At 44.4% G+C, this 15,881-nt stretch carries 17 protein-coding genes; 11 read left to right on the forward strand and 6 right to left on the reverse strand.

Features of this window, described 5'->3' with window-relative positions; genetic code table 11:
- The 3 genes from A3735_RS08135 to A3735_RS08145 all read right to left on the reverse strand — a co-directional run.
- On the reverse strand, positions 1-800 hold an 800-nt coding region (locus A3735_RS08135), incomplete at its 3' end, for a 4-phosphoerythronate dehydrogenase (protein WP_068637892.1).
- Between the two features lie 26 nt (positions 801-826).
- Positions 827-2,263, reverse strand: a complete 1,437-nt coding sequence (rhlB, locus tag A3735_RS08140) for an ATP-dependent RNA helicase RhlB (RefSeq protein ID WP_082865404.1) — start codon at positions 2,261-2,263, stop codon at positions 827-829.
- Between the two features lie 112 nt (positions 2,264-2,375).
- Complete coding sequence (locus A3735_RS08145; RefSeq protein ID WP_082880441.1) at positions 2,376-2,981, reverse strand: elongation factor P hydroxylase; 606 nt, start codon at positions 2,979-2,981, stop codon at positions 2,376-2,378.
- 221 nt (positions 2,982-3,202) lie between these two features.
- Between A3735_RS08145 and dsbD the strand changes: the two genes are divergently transcribed.
- Positions 3,203-5,086: a protein-disulfide reductase DsbD gene (dsbD, locus tag A3735_RS08150; RefSeq protein ID WP_068514744.1), complete on the forward strand. Its 1,884-nt coding sequence runs from the start codon at positions 3,203-3,205 to the stop codon at positions 5,084-5,086.
- Positions 5,087-5,100: 14 nt separating this feature from the next.
- Here dsbD and A3735_RS08155 read toward each other — a convergent pair whose 3' ends face one another.
- The 3 genes from A3735_RS08155 to tusA form a co-directional block, all read right to left on the reverse strand.
- Positions 5,101-5,643 carry a hypothetical protein gene (locus A3735_RS08155; protein WP_068514739.1) on the reverse strand — a complete coding sequence of 181 codons (543 nt, stop codon included), beginning with the start codon at positions 5,641-5,643 and terminating at the stop codon, positions 5,101-5,103.
- Positions 5,644-5,689: 46 nt separating this feature from the next.
- Positions 5,690-5,899: an STAS domain-containing protein gene (locus A3735_RS30565; protein ID WP_255374988.1), complete on the reverse strand. Its 210-nt coding sequence runs from the start codon at positions 5,897-5,899 to the stop codon at positions 5,690-5,692.
- A gap of 277 nt (positions 5,900-6,176) precedes the next feature.
- Positions 6,177-6,404 (reverse strand): sulfurtransferase TusA, encoded by a 228-nt coding sequence (gene tusA / locus A3735_RS08160; RefSeq protein ID WP_068509866.1) that lies wholly within the window; start codon positions 6,402-6,404, stop codon positions 6,177-6,179.
- A 55-nt stretch (positions 6,405-6,459) separates the two neighbouring features.
- On the opposite strand from tusA, the gene A3735_RS08165 reads away from it, so the two are divergent.
- The 10 genes from A3735_RS08165 to A3735_RS08210 all read left to right on the forward strand — a co-directional run bounded on the left by A3735_RS08165 (position 6,460) and on the right by A3735_RS08210 (position 15,836).
- Positions 6,460-6,744 (forward strand): antibiotic biosynthesis monooxygenase, encoded by a 285-nt coding sequence (locus A3735_RS08165; RefSeq protein WP_068509864.1) that lies wholly within the window; start codon positions 6,460-6,462, stop codon positions 6,742-6,744.
- A gap of 377 nt (positions 6,745-7,121) precedes the next feature.
- Positions 7,122-8,549, forward strand: coding sequence for a cytochrome-c oxidase, cbb3-type subunit I (ccoN, locus tag A3735_RS08170; RefSeq protein ID WP_068514738.1), 1,428 nt, complete (start codon positions 7,122-7,124; stop codon positions 8,547-8,549).
- An 11-nt stretch (positions 8,550-8,560) separates the two neighbouring features.
- Positions 8,561-9,166, forward strand: coding sequence for a cytochrome-c oxidase, cbb3-type subunit II (ccoO, locus tag A3735_RS08175; RefSeq protein WP_068514735.1), 606 nt, complete (start codon positions 8,561-8,563; stop codon positions 9,164-9,166).
- Positions 9,167-9,177: 11 nt separating this feature from the next.
- Positions 9,178-9,363, forward strand: coding sequence for a CcoQ/FixQ family Cbb3-type cytochrome c oxidase assembly chaperone (locus tag A3735_RS08180; protein WP_068509685.1), 186 nt, complete (start codon positions 9,178-9,180; stop codon positions 9,361-9,363).
- The gene (gene ccoP, locus A3735_RS08185; protein WP_068509683.1) at positions 9,356-10,249 is read left to right on the forward strand and encodes a cytochrome-c oxidase, cbb3-type subunit III; all 894 of its coding nucleotides are present in this window, start codon (positions 9,356-9,358) and stop codon (positions 10,247-10,249) included. The genes A3735_RS08180 and ccoP overlap by 8 nt, the downstream gene beginning before the upstream one ends.
- 142 nt (positions 10,250-10,391) lie before the next feature.
- Positions 10,392-11,846 carry a cytochrome c oxidase accessory protein CcoG gene (ccoG, locus tag A3735_RS08190; RefSeq protein ID WP_068514732.1) on the forward strand — a complete coding sequence of 485 codons (1,455 nt, stop codon included), beginning with the start codon at positions 10,392-10,394 and terminating at the stop codon, positions 11,844-11,846.
- A 43-nt stretch (positions 11,847-11,889) separates the two neighbouring features.
- Positions 11,890-12,444, forward strand: coding sequence for a FixH family protein (locus A3735_RS08195; RefSeq protein WP_068514731.1), 555 nt, complete (start codon positions 11,890-11,892; stop codon positions 12,442-12,444).
- Positions 12,445-12,455: 11 nt separating this feature from the next.
- Positions 12,456-14,855, forward strand: coding sequence for a heavy metal translocating P-type ATPase (locus tag A3735_RS08200; protein ID WP_068554476.1), 2,400 nt, complete (start codon positions 12,456-12,458; stop codon positions 14,853-14,855).
- Between the two features lie 67 nt (positions 14,856-14,922).
- Positions 14,923-15,150, forward strand: a complete 228-nt coding sequence (gene ccoS, locus A3735_RS08205) for a cbb3-type cytochrome oxidase assembly protein CcoS (protein WP_068554477.1) — start codon at positions 14,923-14,925, stop codon at positions 15,148-15,150.
- Positions 15,151-15,152: 2 nt separating this feature from the next.
- Positions 15,153-15,836, forward strand: coding sequence for a sulfite exporter TauE/SafE family protein (locus tag A3735_RS08210; RefSeq protein ID WP_231875596.1), 684 nt, complete (start codon positions 15,153-15,155; stop codon positions 15,834-15,836).
- The last annotated feature ends 45 nt before the right edge of the window (positions 15,837-15,881 follow it).

The raw sequence follows: 15,881 nt of genomic DNA on the forward strand, positions 1-15,881 counted from the left end.
CGGTAAACCATTTCAGTCCCCAAGACCTTACCGTCAAAACTATAGCCGGCAATATGCGGCGTACCAATAAAGACTTTGCGAGCCAATTCGACATTAAGCTCAGGCTCTCTCTCCCACACGTCAAGGATAGCGGTAAACTGTGGCTGATGATCTAGGAAGTCATTCAGGTCATCATTATCGATAACCGGCCCCCGACTCGAATTAATCAGAATTTGCTCTGGCTGCAAGCTTTCAAGCACCTGCTTATCGATCATATGGTAGGTTGGATGCGTACCTTCTTTACTTAAGGGCACATGAAGTGATATCAGGTCGCAGCGCATCACTTCTTCAAATGATACAAGTGAATCATCATCCAAAAACGGGTCACAGGCTTTAAACTTGATTCCCAGCTTCTCCAAGCGCGCAGCAAGTAAGCTACCAACATTGCCATAACCCACAATACCGACTGTTACCGAGCCTAAATCGAGCGAATGAGTTTCGGTTAGAATTGATAAGCAACTTAAAACATACTCAACAACAGAGTTAGCATTACAGCCAGGCGCATTACAGTAGCGAATGCCCTGCTGATCAAGGTAATCAGTATCAATATGATCAATACCGATTGTGCATGTTCCAACAAACTTAACTGAACTGTTTTCTAAAAGCTCACGGTTTACTTTGGTTACTGAGCGTACTATCAAGAAATCTGCATCACTCAAATGTTCCGCCTTAATCTCCCGCCCGGGCAACTTAACAATGTCACCTAAATCACCAAAAAAACGTGTTAGTAAGGGGATATTTTCATCAGCAACAATTTTCATTCTTCAAACAAAACCGTCTTATTAATTTATTTTCCAACCAGGTGTGCAGGATATTCACATGGAAGTTTCATACCAATGTACTTTTCTATCTCTGGAAGCAGGAAGGCATCGTCTTCACAGGCGAAGGAAATAGAGATTCCTTTTTCACCCGCACGCCCTGTTCGACCGATTCTATGGACATAATCTTCGGCGTCTTCAGGAAGGTTATAATTGAATACATGACTCACGCCATCTACATGGATGCCACGTCCAGCCACGTCGGTTGCAACCAGGATTTCTATTTTTCCATTTTTAAACTGGTCAAGCGTTCTGATGCGCTTATGTTGAGGGACTTCACCAGATAACAGCGCAGCTTTGACACCTTTAGATTTCAATTCAGCTTCAAGGCGACGAGTTTCATCCCGACGGTTGCCGAAGATGATGGCCTTCTTAACATCGTTTTCCTCAATATAGCGGCAAATTATTTCCAGTTTTTCATCGGTAGGCACCATAAATATCTTCTGCTCGACTTTATCCGTCGTCAGCTGCTCAGCTTCAATTTCAATGAAAACAGGGTTAACCGTCCAGCGGTTTGCCAAGTTCAAAACATCGTCACTAAAGGTCGCGCTAAATAATAAGGTCTGACGATTATCCTCTCTTGGGCACTTACTGATGATACGCTTCACATCAGGAATGAAGCCCATGTCCAGCATACGGTCAGCTTCATCTATAACCAAAAAGTCGATCTGATCCAGATACAAATCATTGCTGTTGAGGAAGTCGATCAGACGCCCTGGTGTCGCAACCAAAATATCGATAACGGTATTGCGCACATAATCTTTTTGCTTTTGGTAGTCGATGCCGCCCAGCACTGAATAAATCGACATATCCATATGTTTAGTCAGGGCAACAGCATCTTTCTCTATCTGCAGCGCCAGCTCTCGTGTTGGCGCAATAATCAGTGCTCTGGGTTCACTTGCATAACGATCACCTTTTGGCACAGGTCGAGATAGCAAGTCATTAATAATGGTAATCAGGAAGGCTGCAGTTTTGCCGGTGCCCGTAGCAGCCTTACCAATGGCGTCATAGCCTTTTAAAGTGTGAGGTAGAGATTCTGCCTGAATGTCGCTGCAATATTCATATTTCAGATCAGCGATGCCATGCAATAAGTCATTTTGCAAACCTAAATCGTGAAAGCGGGTCTTGCCTTCCTCGGGCGCTACGACATATTGCTCAGCACTCCAAGCCTGTTTTTTTGGCGCTACACTCGCCCCTTGTTCTTGTACATTAGCTTGAGCGCTTCCTTTCTTGCCACCTTTGTGTTGAGGCTTACCTGCTGTTTCAGGTTTTGGGTGTTTCTTTGCTTGAGGTTTATTGGCGCCCCCTTCTTTTGCCGAAGCAGGCTTGTTAGTTTTGGTCGAGGCACCTTGTGCCTTATTCGACTCGTCTTGCTTTTTCTTACCAAAAAAACCACTTAACTTCATTTAGAATACACTCTAGTAACACTTAAAATATTGACCTGAGAGCTTATGCCCCCTAACCCTGCCTTGCAAGCGGAATACACCTAATTAGCCGCTAATTTGCTTAAAACTGTCATTAGCTTAGCCTATCAAGTGAAAATGCGTCACTTTCCAGGCACCGACAATCAGGCCGATAGTGACTTAGCAAAGCTTGAACAAATAAGTTAGCTCTTTCAGGTAAGCCATTTTCTATGTAGTCAGCCGCCTGCTGAGCCACCTCACAGATAAACTCTTTACTCGCCCCAACATCTGGCTGAGCAATATTATCGACACTCAAACGAAAGCGCATTCCACAAGCTTCCGTCATAATCCACTCAAGCGCCTGCGGCTTAATCTCGACTTTCTCAAATTCGCGTTGCTGTTGGTCACTGCGCCCATCTGGCTCATACCAATAACCAAAATCAATTAACTTGCGCCGCTCTTTACCCGCAATACACCAATGACTAATTTCATGTAATGCGCTTGAGAAGTAATCAAACCTTGAAATAACCTGGCATAAGCTACCCGTCTCCGAGGCTGGCAGATAGAGAGGTTCATCAGCCCCCACCACCAACTCAGTACCTTCGAGAGTTATAAACAAGTTATTGAAAATTCTAACTAATTCTGTGACATCAGCAAATGCTGTATCAACGAGCTTATTTTCACAGCTGGACTGGGTGCGCTGTTGTTCAGTATTTACCACCGGATTAACAATCCTTCTTACGACCAATCAAACTTTTGCAGCCTGGGAATATCTAATCGAATATTAATCTTCAAGCCCACAAAAGCGACTTATAATGGCATGATTACGAATTTATACAAATCTATTGCCTCTTATCGTTCTATTTAACAGTTTTGATTGAACCAACACAGTAGATTTATATCTAAAGTGCAATATATGCAATCGCAAGGTTTTGAACCAGTATGAGAAATATCCTATTAGTTATTATCTACCTAACTCTTGGAACATTCACCTCCGACGCATATTCCTCTGGCGGTACTAGTTTTTCTAGCTCAGATAGCAAGGGATTATTTGAATCAAGCCAGAATGAGTTCCTAAAGGTTGATGAGGCATTCAAATTTCGCTCATCGCCTACAGACAATGGTTTAAAGCTGTCTTGGGAAATAGCTGACGGCTACTATTTATACAAAGAACGCTTCAAATTCCGCCTTGTCGATAAGTCATTAGAACCTCTGGTAAAGCTTGGCCCTCCCGAATTTTCTAGCCAGGGAAAGCCTAAACAGGATGATTACTTTGGCTTGGTTCATGCGTTCTATAAGCACGTTGAAATTGCTCTTCCTATTGACGTCGATGCTTCACTAAGTGATGTCGAGATTAAAATAAGCTCCCAAGGCTGTGCAGATGCAGGCTTGTGCTACCCACCAAAGCACGAAAAGGTCTTATATGTAGCGCAAAAAAGTAATAGCGACACAACTAGCAACAAGCTTCAAGCTCCCAACCAGCAACAAACGCCTTCATCTCAAGAAAGCCCAGACTTTGAAAACGCTGCGGGCGTCTTTAGCTTTATTCAGAACAGTAGCCTGCTGGCGATTGTAGGAATATTCTTTTTACTCGGGATCGGATTGACCTTTACACCTTGCGTGTTTCCAATGATCCCGATTATTACCAGCATTATTGCTGGCCAGCAAAAGCCAACGGTCGGTAAATCCTTTATGCTTTCCCTAGCCTACGTTATCGGTATGGCGGCAACCTATGCTGCAGCAGGCGTGGTGACAGGACTGCTCGGTGCGGGAGCCAATGTACAGGCAGCCCTGCAAGACCCAATTGTATTAAGCGTATTTTCGGCAATATTTATTTTGCTTGCCTTAGCTATGTTCGGCCTTTACGAGCTGCAACTCCCCGCTTTCTTAAGAGACCGCCTCAATACCACCAGCCAAAACCTTAATGGTGGGCATATCACCAGCGTATTCTTTATCGGTGCACTATCAGCACTAATTGTTTCACCGTGTGTCTCAGCCCCGCTCGCAGGTGCGTTACTTTATATAAGCAGTACAGCAGACGCAGTTATCGGAGGCCTTTCATTATTTGCTCTGGGCTTGGGTATGGGTGTGCCATTAATCCTGATCGCTATAGGTGGCGGTAAGTTCTTCCCTAAAGCCGGCGCCTGGATGGACAAAGTAAAATACGCTTTCGGCATAATGCTAATTGCCGTGGCAATCTGGCTCATTAGCCGTGTTATCCCTGAGTCAGTTTCGCTATTTTTATGGGCGTTGTTATGCGGCCTAACAGCAAGCCAGATGGGTGCTTTTGATGCAGCTAAGCCTGGAATAGAAAGAGTCTCTAAAGGTTTAGGCTTGCTCCTGGCCTTATACGCCGCATTATTATTTATTGGCTCACTTACTCAAGCCACAAACCCACTCAACCCCCTGGAAACTCTGATTAGCAACCAGCAAACCAACACACAGAAACCTAACAAGCTCCCTTTCAATACTATTTATTCGAATACCGGGCTTGAACAACATCTCGCCATTGCAAAGCAAAACGGCCAAGCTCTATTGGTAGATTTTTACGCCGACTGGTGTATCAGCTGTAAGGTAATGGAGAATGAGGTTTTTCCGCTTGTTAATATCGACAGCAAGCTACGTCAATTTTATCTCGTTAAGGCAGACGTGACCGACAATACAGATGAAAATAAGGCACTACTGGAAAGGTTTGGCCTCTTCGGCCCACCATCTATCCTGCTGTTTGATAAAAAAGGCAAAGAAATCAAGGATCTGAGAATCGTAGGGGAAATTAGTGCCAATGGCTTCGATCAGCACCTGGGGCAGGCGCTGGTAAGACAATAAATTGAAGCGCAATATTAGAAAAGTTCTAACTCACCTTCATTTTGGTCTTCTTCATGGCTATTTGCCTCCAAGCAGAATGATAAGGCTTCATCATATACCTCAATAGAAATACTGCATCCTGCAACTTCACGATCAATATCAAAATAATATGAATCGATCGTACTGTTTTCAGCTAATAAGTCATCGACATTAACACCAAAAAAAGTGGCCGGAAAACCAATACTGATAAAGCACTCATGCGCTATCAACTTAGTTTTTAAACGACCAATCAACTGGTTTGAAAGCTCAGAAATCCAGTCTTCCAAGCGGTCCTCTTCAACTTTGGTAATCCCCTCACCCACTGGGTAAGTTAAGGCCAGTACAGGCAAAGGAAGCTCCAAAGCGATTTTGAATTCGATATCTGATGAACCGCCGTCAATGCAAGCAATAGGGCAATTTTCAAGGCGCTCAGGTTTATCTACCATCAAGCCTACATTGCAATCCAGGTTTTCAAACAAGTCTTTACACGACTGAAAGAATAAGTCCTGAATACATTTGATTACTTCATTATCACGCATATAACTGCAACTCTTTTCTTTTATTTGTACTAACCGAATCAGAAAACTATTTAGCCAACGAAGGAGCCGGACTCTCACCATTGATGCTGAAATACTGATTAAAGTGCGTCATGCTCAACAGGTCATAGGTCTGCCCACGCGAACGAACGATCTCATAGGCCACACCTGCACCGTCTAGAAACTTCTTCATGACCAGCAACATTCCCAAACCGGAACTATCCATGTATTCGACATCATAGAGATCAACCTGAACCAGACGGCTGTCACCAACCTCCTTTTAGTAAGCTGATCGGAATTCGCTCTGCAAATGAAATGCGAAACTTCCACTGATATAGAGAGTAGTACAAGAATTATTAACGGAAACTTTCACACTACCCGTAGCACTGTCAGTCATAGATACCCAAATCAACTTTAGCTAATATTTATATCGCAAGCACCTGACAATCTATATTTGAATAATTAAAGGTGCATACTAAAAAGATAGAGCATGATCTGAAAAGTGCAAACTCGAAACATCGACATGAGAACTACTTTCAGGCTTTTCTCAGCAGATAAATATAATTGCCGTTTTCCTGGCTCTGATCGAGCAGTTCATGACCAAGAAACTGACAGAATTTTGGTATATCACGCTGAGTGGCCGGGTCGGAAGCGATTACCTTGACCACGTCCCCACTTTGCATCTCGTCAATTTTTGAGTGCAGCATCATAACAGGTTCAGGACAATACAAACCTTGAGTATCCAAAAGGTGTTGATGTAACATCTAGCTCTCTTTTTTAATCTATACTTAAAACAACAGCACACTGGAGGGGCATGCCATGATTAGGGTTATTATCGAAAGATCCATCGCGGAATCACTGGAAGCAAACTATGAGGATACTGCAAAACAAACGCTACAAAAAGCCATTCGAGCTCCGGGCTTTATTTCTGGGGAGTCATTAAAAGATATTACCAACTCAAGACACCGAGTCATCCTTTGCAACTGGCGTAGCACTCAAGATTGGCAAGCATGGCAACAATCCCACGAACGCAAGGAAATGATGGACAAGTTAAACCTCATGCTAGAAAGAGAAGAAAAAGTTACCGTTTTGGAAATGCCTTAAACATCTTCTCTGCAATCTGCTCAATGAGTACAGTTGCGTCTTGCTCCATTCAACGCAAACTGTACTCCAAAAATCTATCTCGATACTTAAAAAATAGCAAATTAAACCTCATTTTTTGTAAGTCATTATTATATAAGTCATTTGCGCATTCCATCGGCTTAAACCAAGTTGATATACATCAACTTTCCCCCCTAACTTTCGTGATAAAAGATTGATTTTGTCCTTTCTGATCAGTACCCTTCACGCCTAGCCGATTTGGGGGTATTAACATACCCCTAAATCATTACTTAGGTAGTAAAAAAATAAGCGATGTGTGCAAGGTTTACATTTCTTATTTTTTGCGTTTCCACTTTATGTAGAATAATGGACCCTCAACGATGAGCAAAGAGACCAACCAAATCACTTACAACTACAAAGTTGTAAGACAGTTTGCCATTATGACGGTGGTATGGGGTATTGTCGGCATGGCCGTCGGTGTTCTTATCGCTGCTCAATTAGTATGGCCAGAGCTAAACTTCGATTCACCTTATTTAAGCTTCGGTCGTATTCGCCCACTGCACACTAACGCAGTTATCTTTGCTTTTGGGGGTAGTGCTCTATTTGCTACATCGTTTTATGTGGTGCAGCGGACTTGCCAAGCACGCCTGGTCTCGGACACCCTCGCGTCATTCATGTTCTGGGGCTGGCAAGCGGTCATCGTTCTAGCAGCGATCACTTTGCCACTAGGCATTACTAGCGCAAAAGAATACGCAGAGCTTGAGTGGCCGATCGATATTCTAATCACCTTAGTTTGGATAGCCTATGGCGTCCTCTTTTTTGGTACCATAATGAAGCGTAAGACCAAGCACATTTATGTTGCAAATTGGTTCTATGGCGCATTTATTATCACTGTCGCGATTCTACACATCGGGAATAGCATGGCCATTCCAGTCACGTTCTGGAAGTCCTACTCTGCTTACGCAGGTACTGTCGATGCGATGATGCAGTGGTGGTATGGCCATAATGCTGTTGGTTTCTTCCTGACGGCAGGCTTCTTGGGCATTATGTACTACTTCGTTCCTAAACAGACTGGCAAGCCAGTTTATTCTTACAGACTATCTATTATTCATTTCTGGTCACTGATTTCTTTATATGTATGGGCAGGCGCTCACCACCTACATTACAGCGCTCTTCCTGACTGGGCACAGAGTGCGGGCATGATCATGTCCCTAGTCCTACTAGCTCCATCATGGGGTGGTATGATCAACGGTATGATGACGCTTTCTGGTGCATGGCATAAACTACGTACTGACCCAGTACTACGTTTCTTGGTTGTATCGCTTTCTTTCTATGGCATGTCTACTTTCGAAGGTCCGATGATGTCTATCAAGACTGTAAACGCGCTATCTCACAACACTGACTGGACTATTGGGCACGTTCACTCTGGTGCACTCGGTTGGGTAGCGATGATTTCTATCGGTGCGGTTTATCACTTGATTCCAAAGCTTTATGGCATTAAAGAAATGTATAGCACGTCTATGATCAACCTACACTTCTGGTTAGCGACTGCCGGCACGGTTCTATACATCGCCGCAATGTGGGTAAACGGTATTATGCAGGGCCTAATGTGGCGTGCAGTAAACAATGACGGTACCCTTACCTACAGCTTTGTAGAGTCTTTAGAAGCAAGTCATTCTGGTTATCTTGTTCGTGCAATTGGTGGTGCTATCTTCTTGTCAGGTATGCTTATCATGGCCGTGAACGTTTGGCTAACCATTAAGCAGAAAGATGCGAAAGCACTTGATACCGTGACTGAAGCAGCTTAGGAGAAGAGTCAATGAATCATGAGATAATAGAAAAAAACCTTGGCTTGATGATCCCTCTGATTGTCGTAGCTATCAGTTTTGGTTTCTTGGTAGAAGCAGTTCCACTGTTCTTCCACAAAGACATGCAAACCCCCATTGAAGGTCTGAAGCCACATACCGCTTTAGAACTTGAGGGTCGTGATATCTATATTCGTGAAGGTTGTCACACCTGTCACACGCAGATGATCAGACCTTTCCGCGCTGAGACTGAACGTTACGGTCATTACTCAGTTGCCGGAGAGCATGTTTATGAGCACCCATTCCTATGGGGTTCTAAGCGTACTGGTCCTGATCTGGCTCGTGTTGGTGGTCGCTATAGTGACGACTGGCAACGTGCTCACCTTTATAACCCACGTAATGTTGTACCTGAGTCCAAAATGCCGTCCTACCCTTGGTTGTTTACAGCTATCGTAGACCACAAAGGTACTGCTGCGAAAATGGAAGCACTTCGTACAGTAGGCGTTCCCTACACCGACGAAGACATTGCCGGTGCAGCAGAAGCGGTGAAAGGTAAAACAGAAATCGAAGCTATGGTTGCGTATCTACAGCAGCTTGGCACCGTTCTTAAGAACAAGTAAGAACCAATATTATGGATATCAACACGTTACGCGGTCTATCTACCATCTTGGTCATGATCGCCTTTGTCGCCATATGCTTATGGGCCTATAACGGCAAAAAGAAAAAAGATTTTGACGATGCAGCCAACCTGCCCTTTCAGGATGACGATATCGCGGAACGTACCTTGAGCGAAAAAGAGAGAGAAGAACATGACTAGTTTTTGGAGTGTATGGGTCTCAGTCATTATTATCGGTACTTTGATCGGTAGTACATGGCTGCTAGTAGCCACCCGAAAAAGCCAAACTACAGATGAAGAGACTGAACAAAAGATGCCCCATGCCTTCGATGGGATCGAAGAGTACGATAATCCACTTCCAAAGTGGTGGTTCCATATGTTTATCGGTTCAGTTGTTTTTGCATTCGCATACGCATTGCTGTACCCGACTTTAGGTAACTTCCAAGGTTTCTTAGGCTGGTCTTCTACCGGTCAATGGGAAGCAGAAGTTGCTGAAGCTGATGAAAAGTACACACCTATATTCAAAGCCTACGCGGCAAAGCCAATTGAAGAACTCGCCAAAGATGCCGAAGCAATGAAAGTAGGACAGCGTTTGTTTGCTAATAACTGCTCAGTATGTCACGGATCAACAGGTCGCGGCGCATTAGGCTTTCCAAATCTGACTGACCACGACTGGTTATATGGTGGAAGTCCAGACGCGATCAAAACCACCCTCCTGTATGGTCGAAACGGTCAAATGCCTGCCAAAGGTTTAAATCCCGCTATGAGCAAAACTGACATACAAAATATGACTCATTACTTACTTTCGTTTAGTGGACGTAGTGATGATAAAGCAGCTGTTGATGCCGGCGCAGCGATGTACCAGACTGCCTGTGCAGCCTGTCATGGGGCTGAGGCTAAGGGTAATCAAGCCGTCGGCGCACCAAATCTAACAGATGATGTTTGGCTCTACGGCGGCACGGCATCTAAGATCAATCAAACACTCACTTATGGTCGAGCAGGCGTAATGCCAGCACAAAAAGACCTACTTGGTGAAGACAAAGTTCACCTACTTGCAGCTTACGTTTACAGCTTATCTAACAAATAAGACTGTCTGAGACTCGTGGGCCTGGCTGAGTAGCCAGGCCCACTCTCACAGAATATAAGATCTCTTCTCTAGACAGCCTTTGCTCATCACAGACTTTCTAGAAAAGAAACCTTTCCTCCACTAGATATGGAAGCCGTTGCCTATGTCTAAGAAGATCCCAGCCCAAAATATCGAACCCGGTACGCAGAAACTGGAAGTCTACGGCCAAGATTCAAAGCAAGCAGACGTCAGTAAGACCGTCGAGCTCTACGAGTCTCGAAAAAAAATCTACGTCAAAAAAATTGCCGGTCTTTTTCAGCGAATCAGGAAGTTTTCACTCTGGGCCTTGATGGCCATGTACTTTTCAATTTGCTGGATATCAATCAACGGCCAGCAACTGGTTCATTTCGACCTCCCTGCACGTAAATTCCATATCTACGGCATGACATTCTGGCCACAAGAGTTCGTTCTTTTAGCACTGCTTCTAATCATTTGTGCCTACGGTCTGTTTTTCGTCACCACCCTTTTTGGGCGCGTCTGGTGTGGTTATACCTGCCCACAAACTTCCTGGACCTTTATTTTCATGTGGATTGAGGAAAAGGTTGAAGGGAGCAGGAACCAACGAATGAAGCTTGATAAAGCGGAATTCAGCTCTGAAAAGATGATCAAAAAGACCCTTAAGCACACTCTTTGGTTATTGGTCTCCTTTGGCACCGGCCTGACCTTTGTCGGTTATTTCTACCCTATTCGTGAGTTAGTTCCAGATCTGTTCACCTTTAGTGTAGTCGACGCCTGGGCAATATTCTGGATTGGCTTCTTTACAGTTGCAACCTACCTGAATGCTGGCTGGTTACGTGAACAAGTTTGTTTATACATGTGCCCTTATGCACGCTTTCAATCTGTAATGTTTGATGAAGACACACTTGTTGTTTCCTACGACAAAGGTCGTGGAGACCCAAGAGGAAGCCGCAAACGTAATGTTGATTATAAAGAACAAGGCCTTGGCGACTGCGTTGACTGCGGCATGTGTGTACAGGTTTGTCCAACGGGCATCGATATTCGTGATGGGCTTCAGTATGAGTGTATTGGCTGCGCCTTATGCGTCGACGCCTGTGACTCAATCATGGACAAAATGAAGTATGACCGAGGTCTAATCAGCTACACCACTGAGAATGCCCTCATCGGTAAGAAGAGCCATATACTAAGACCCAAAGCCATTGCCTACGCTGTATTATTACTCGGCATGATGGGTGCGTTTGCCTATTCCGTTGCAACACGTGTTCCACTAGAGTTAGACGTAATAAAAGATCGGGGCGCTTTATACCAGCTAACGGGTTTAGGTAAAATCGAAAACACTTATATTCTCAAAGTTATGAATATGAGCGATGAACCCCATGATTTTGACATTACCGTCAAAGGCATTGAAGGGATAAAGATTACCACACCCACTACGGTATCCGTGAAAGCCGGAGAAGTATACACTCAACCAACTAGCATAGAAGTCGACCCCATACATATGGAAGTCACCCACTATGATATTGAGATTACCGTCAAGGCTACAGATAACCCAGACTTGGTCGCATCAAGCGAAAGCCGCTTTTTAGGCAGCGCTGAATAAAGCGACACAATAGAAATTAACTAAGCACAACCGAGGTAATGAAATGAAAGCAGCACAAGATGAACAAGCTAAAAAACCATGGTTCAAACAGCCGTGGCTTTGGTTTGTCCTGAGCGTACCTATTGCTTCGGTTATACTCAGCAGCATTATGGTAACTGTTGCTGTTGTTGGTCGTGACACTCTGGTTAGCGACAACTATTACAAGGATGGCATGGGTATAAACCAGACGATTGAACAAGATAATATGGCGGATGACCTCGGCTTGAAACCAACCTTAGAAATTGTTGATCAAGCCATCATTATTGAGCTAGTCGGTGACAAGTATCACCCTACTCTCCAACAACAAGCCTTTTTAACCTTGAAGATTCTACACCCAACCGTGGGAGACCAAGATCAAGTTATCAAGCTTCTGCCGACACCATCAGGCCAGTTTGTTGGAGATTTAACATCACCAGTTGATGGCCGTCGATATGTCGACCTCTATGCCTTTGACGAAAGCTGGCGGATTAGAGAAGAAGTCACCTTCCCGACAGGAAAAGTAACGCTTAATATAGGTGGCACCGAAAATAACGAGACTGCTAGCAAGTCGCAGGACTAGGTTGGCAACACATGTGCAAGACTTGCTACCACTGCAATGAAGAGATTCCAAAAGGCTTTAGCGCAAAGCTTGAGATTGGCGGAGAACAACAATCGTTTTGTTGTTATGGTTGTTTAGCGATCGCAGAAACCATTGTCTCTGGTGGTCTCGATAACTTCTATCAACACCGCACTGAAGCCTCATTAAAGCCCGACGACTTCACCGACGCACAACGCGATGAACTACTTCTTTATGATGACCCGGCGCTACAAACTGACTTTGTTACGGTAGATGGCAAACAGTCTGATGCTGCACTTAGTATCTCAGGAATTACCTGTGCCGCTTGTATTTGGCTCTTAGAGCGCGAAATCAGCTCACTTCCCGGCCTGATAAATCTATCAATCAATCATACGACTCACAAAGCGCTACTTAGCTGGAACAATGAACAGATCAAGCTAAGCAAAATCCTGATTAAAATACGCAAGCTAGGCTACAAAGCCTTCCCCTATCAGGAAGACAAAGCGAGACAACTTGCCGAGAAAGAGAAACGCAGCGCAATGTTTCGTATCGCTGTCGCTGGTATAGCGGCGATGCAAAACATGATGTTTTCAGTCCCCTTGTATCTAGGCATCTATAGCGGTATCGATGCCGAGTTTATCTCCTTCTTTCGATGGGTCAGCATGTTAATGTGCATACCCGTTGTGTGCTTTTCAGCGCTACCATTTTTTCGAGCGGCCTTACGTGACTTGCAAACACGTCATTTAACGATGGACATCCCTGTATCGCTCGCTATCCTGACCGCGTTTTTTGCCAGTGCTTTCCTGACGATAAACAGCGAAGCAAGCATTGAGACCGATGTCTATTTCGACTCAGTTGCGATGTTTACCTTCTTCCTATTGCTTGGCCGGTTTATGGAAATGCAAACTCGCCATAAGCACCTGAACAGCGATGCCGAAATGGGTAAACTATTGCCTACAACAGCGATCATTAGAACCGAAGATGGCGAAAAAAGTAAACCTGCTCACCAGCTTGAAATTGGAGAGGTACTAGTGGTTAGACAGGGCCAAGTATTTCCTGCCGATGGCGTGGTTATTGAAGGTGTCTCCAAAGTCGACGAGTCAGCCCTCACAGGAGAGTTTCTCCCCATTGAAAAAGCGCTTGGGGCTCAGGTAAGTGGTGGCACCGCTAATGTCGAAAATACCTTATTCGTTCGCATTACCGCTACTCCCAAAGAGAGCCGTGTCGCAGCGATTATTAAGCTCCTTGATAAAGCAGCAAGTGAGAAGCCCAAAACCGTATTAATGGCAGATAAAATTGCCAGCCACTTTGTAGCAGGTGTGCTATTCGCGGCTTGCGTCGTTGGTCTCTACTGGTACTTTAATAACCCCGACGAAGTATTCACCATTGTTTTATCTGTTTTGGTTGTTACCTGCCCTTGCGCTTTATCTCTGGCAACACCAACTGCAATGACCAGTGCCAACACATTCCTTCGCAGCAAAGGCTTCTTAATCACCAAATCTCATGCGCAAGAAGCCATGAACCAGATTACCGATATTGTTTTTGATAAAACAGGGACACTAACCAAAGGTGAACTCAGCATTTCTGGTGTGAAGCTTTTTAGTCACTGCGGAGAAAGTAAAGCGCTTGAAATCGCTGCCGCACTAGAACACCACTCCAGCCACCCGATCGCCAAGCCTTTTTCTGAATTTTTCACCAGCCCAGCCGAAAGGGTTACAAACCATCTTGGAAAGGGCCTCGAAGGTTTTTTTCAGGGGCAACACTACGTACTGGGCAATGCAGAACTCGTTGAACTAAAACAGAGTTGCGAACAAGCATTACAACAGCATAATGGCCTAAGCCTATATCTGAGCGATGGCGAGAACCTGATTGCGCAATTTATGCTAAATGATGCTTTACGCTCCGACAGTAAAGAAAGCATCAAACAGTTTCAGGAAGCGGGTATCACCACTCATATATTAAGTGGAGACCACCAAGACTCTGTCTCCATTCTCGCCTCTAAACTCGGCATCGCTAACTACAAAGCAAAACAGTCGCCCGAGCAAAAATTGGCCTATGTCAGAGGTTTACAGGCCGCAGGCAAACAGGTCACAATGGTGGGTGATGGTATTAACGACCTACCTGTCCTGTCTGGTGCTAAGTTATCAATATCGATGGGCGAAGCCAGCGACATTACCAAGTTAAATTCAGACGCTATTCTGCTCAATGGAAATATGACGGTTATTAACGAAGCTTTCCAAAACGCGCAGAGAACACGTAAAATCATTAAGCAAAATATGACCTGGGCCATCATGTATAATCTATGCATGCTCCCGATGGCTGCAGCTGGTTGGGTTCCACCTTATTTCGCAGCCCTGGGAATGTCCTTGAGTTCTTTATTAGTTGTTTTTAACTCTCTCAGGTTAAAGCGCTAACATGGACAAGTCGCGAGCGTTGGAAAGGTGCTCCAATTAAACTGATTTAAGATAAGAGTTAGCTTCGATGGAAATATTGTATATTCTAATTCCACTATCAATCATTCTTGTTGCTTTAGCGATTGCCATTTTTGGCTGGGCAGTTAAGAACGGACAGTATGATGACCTGGAAGGCCCCGCGCACAGCATTCTCTATGATGATGATAAAGACATGATCCCGGGGCAAAACAACAAAACTCAAAAGAAAGACCTGAATACTAAAGACAGTCAACATAGTGAAAAATCGGACGACTAAGTTTGCTAAATGACCCCGGTATTCTTATTTCTGCCTTTATGCTTGGCTTTCTAGGCTCTGCACATTGCTTGGGAATGTGCGGAGGTTTAGCAAGTGCCTTAGGTTTACATACCTCATCATCAAACAAGGCAAGCTTCTTACTCTCCTATAATCTGGGGCGCGTTATAAGTTATTGCATCGCAGGACTGATTGTTGGCAGCCTTGGTTTCTGGCTGAGCAAACAATTAGCAGCCTTAGAGGTTCTCAGATATTTAGCTGCAACAATGTTAATTCTAATGGGTTTATACCTAGGCCAATGGTTTAATGGAATACTCTGGGCTGAAAAACTAGGTAGTAAACTCTGGCCCTTGATTCAACCATTATCAAAGCGTTTTATGCCTATTAAATCAATCAAAGATGCGCTAGTGGTTGGCATGGTGTGGGGTTGGCTACCGTGTGGTTTGGTATACTCGGCTTTGATCTGGGCAAGCTTGGAAGCAAGTATCTTCGGTTCAGCACTAATCATGCTTGCTTTTGGCCTAGGCACCCTGCCTTCAATGTTGAGCAGCGGTTTATTAGCACAAAAACTATCCGCGACAATTAGAAAACGCTGGTTCCGCTCTTCTGCCGGAGCAATGATGACTTTATTCGGCTTATGGTCTTTGCCAGTCATCCAGAAAACAGTTTACCAGCTATTAAACGCTTAGCTAAGAAGCCCAATGATAAATTTCTGAAAAAGGCTCAAAGAAACT

This window comes from Oleiphilus sp. HI0061 (assembly GCF_001635675.1).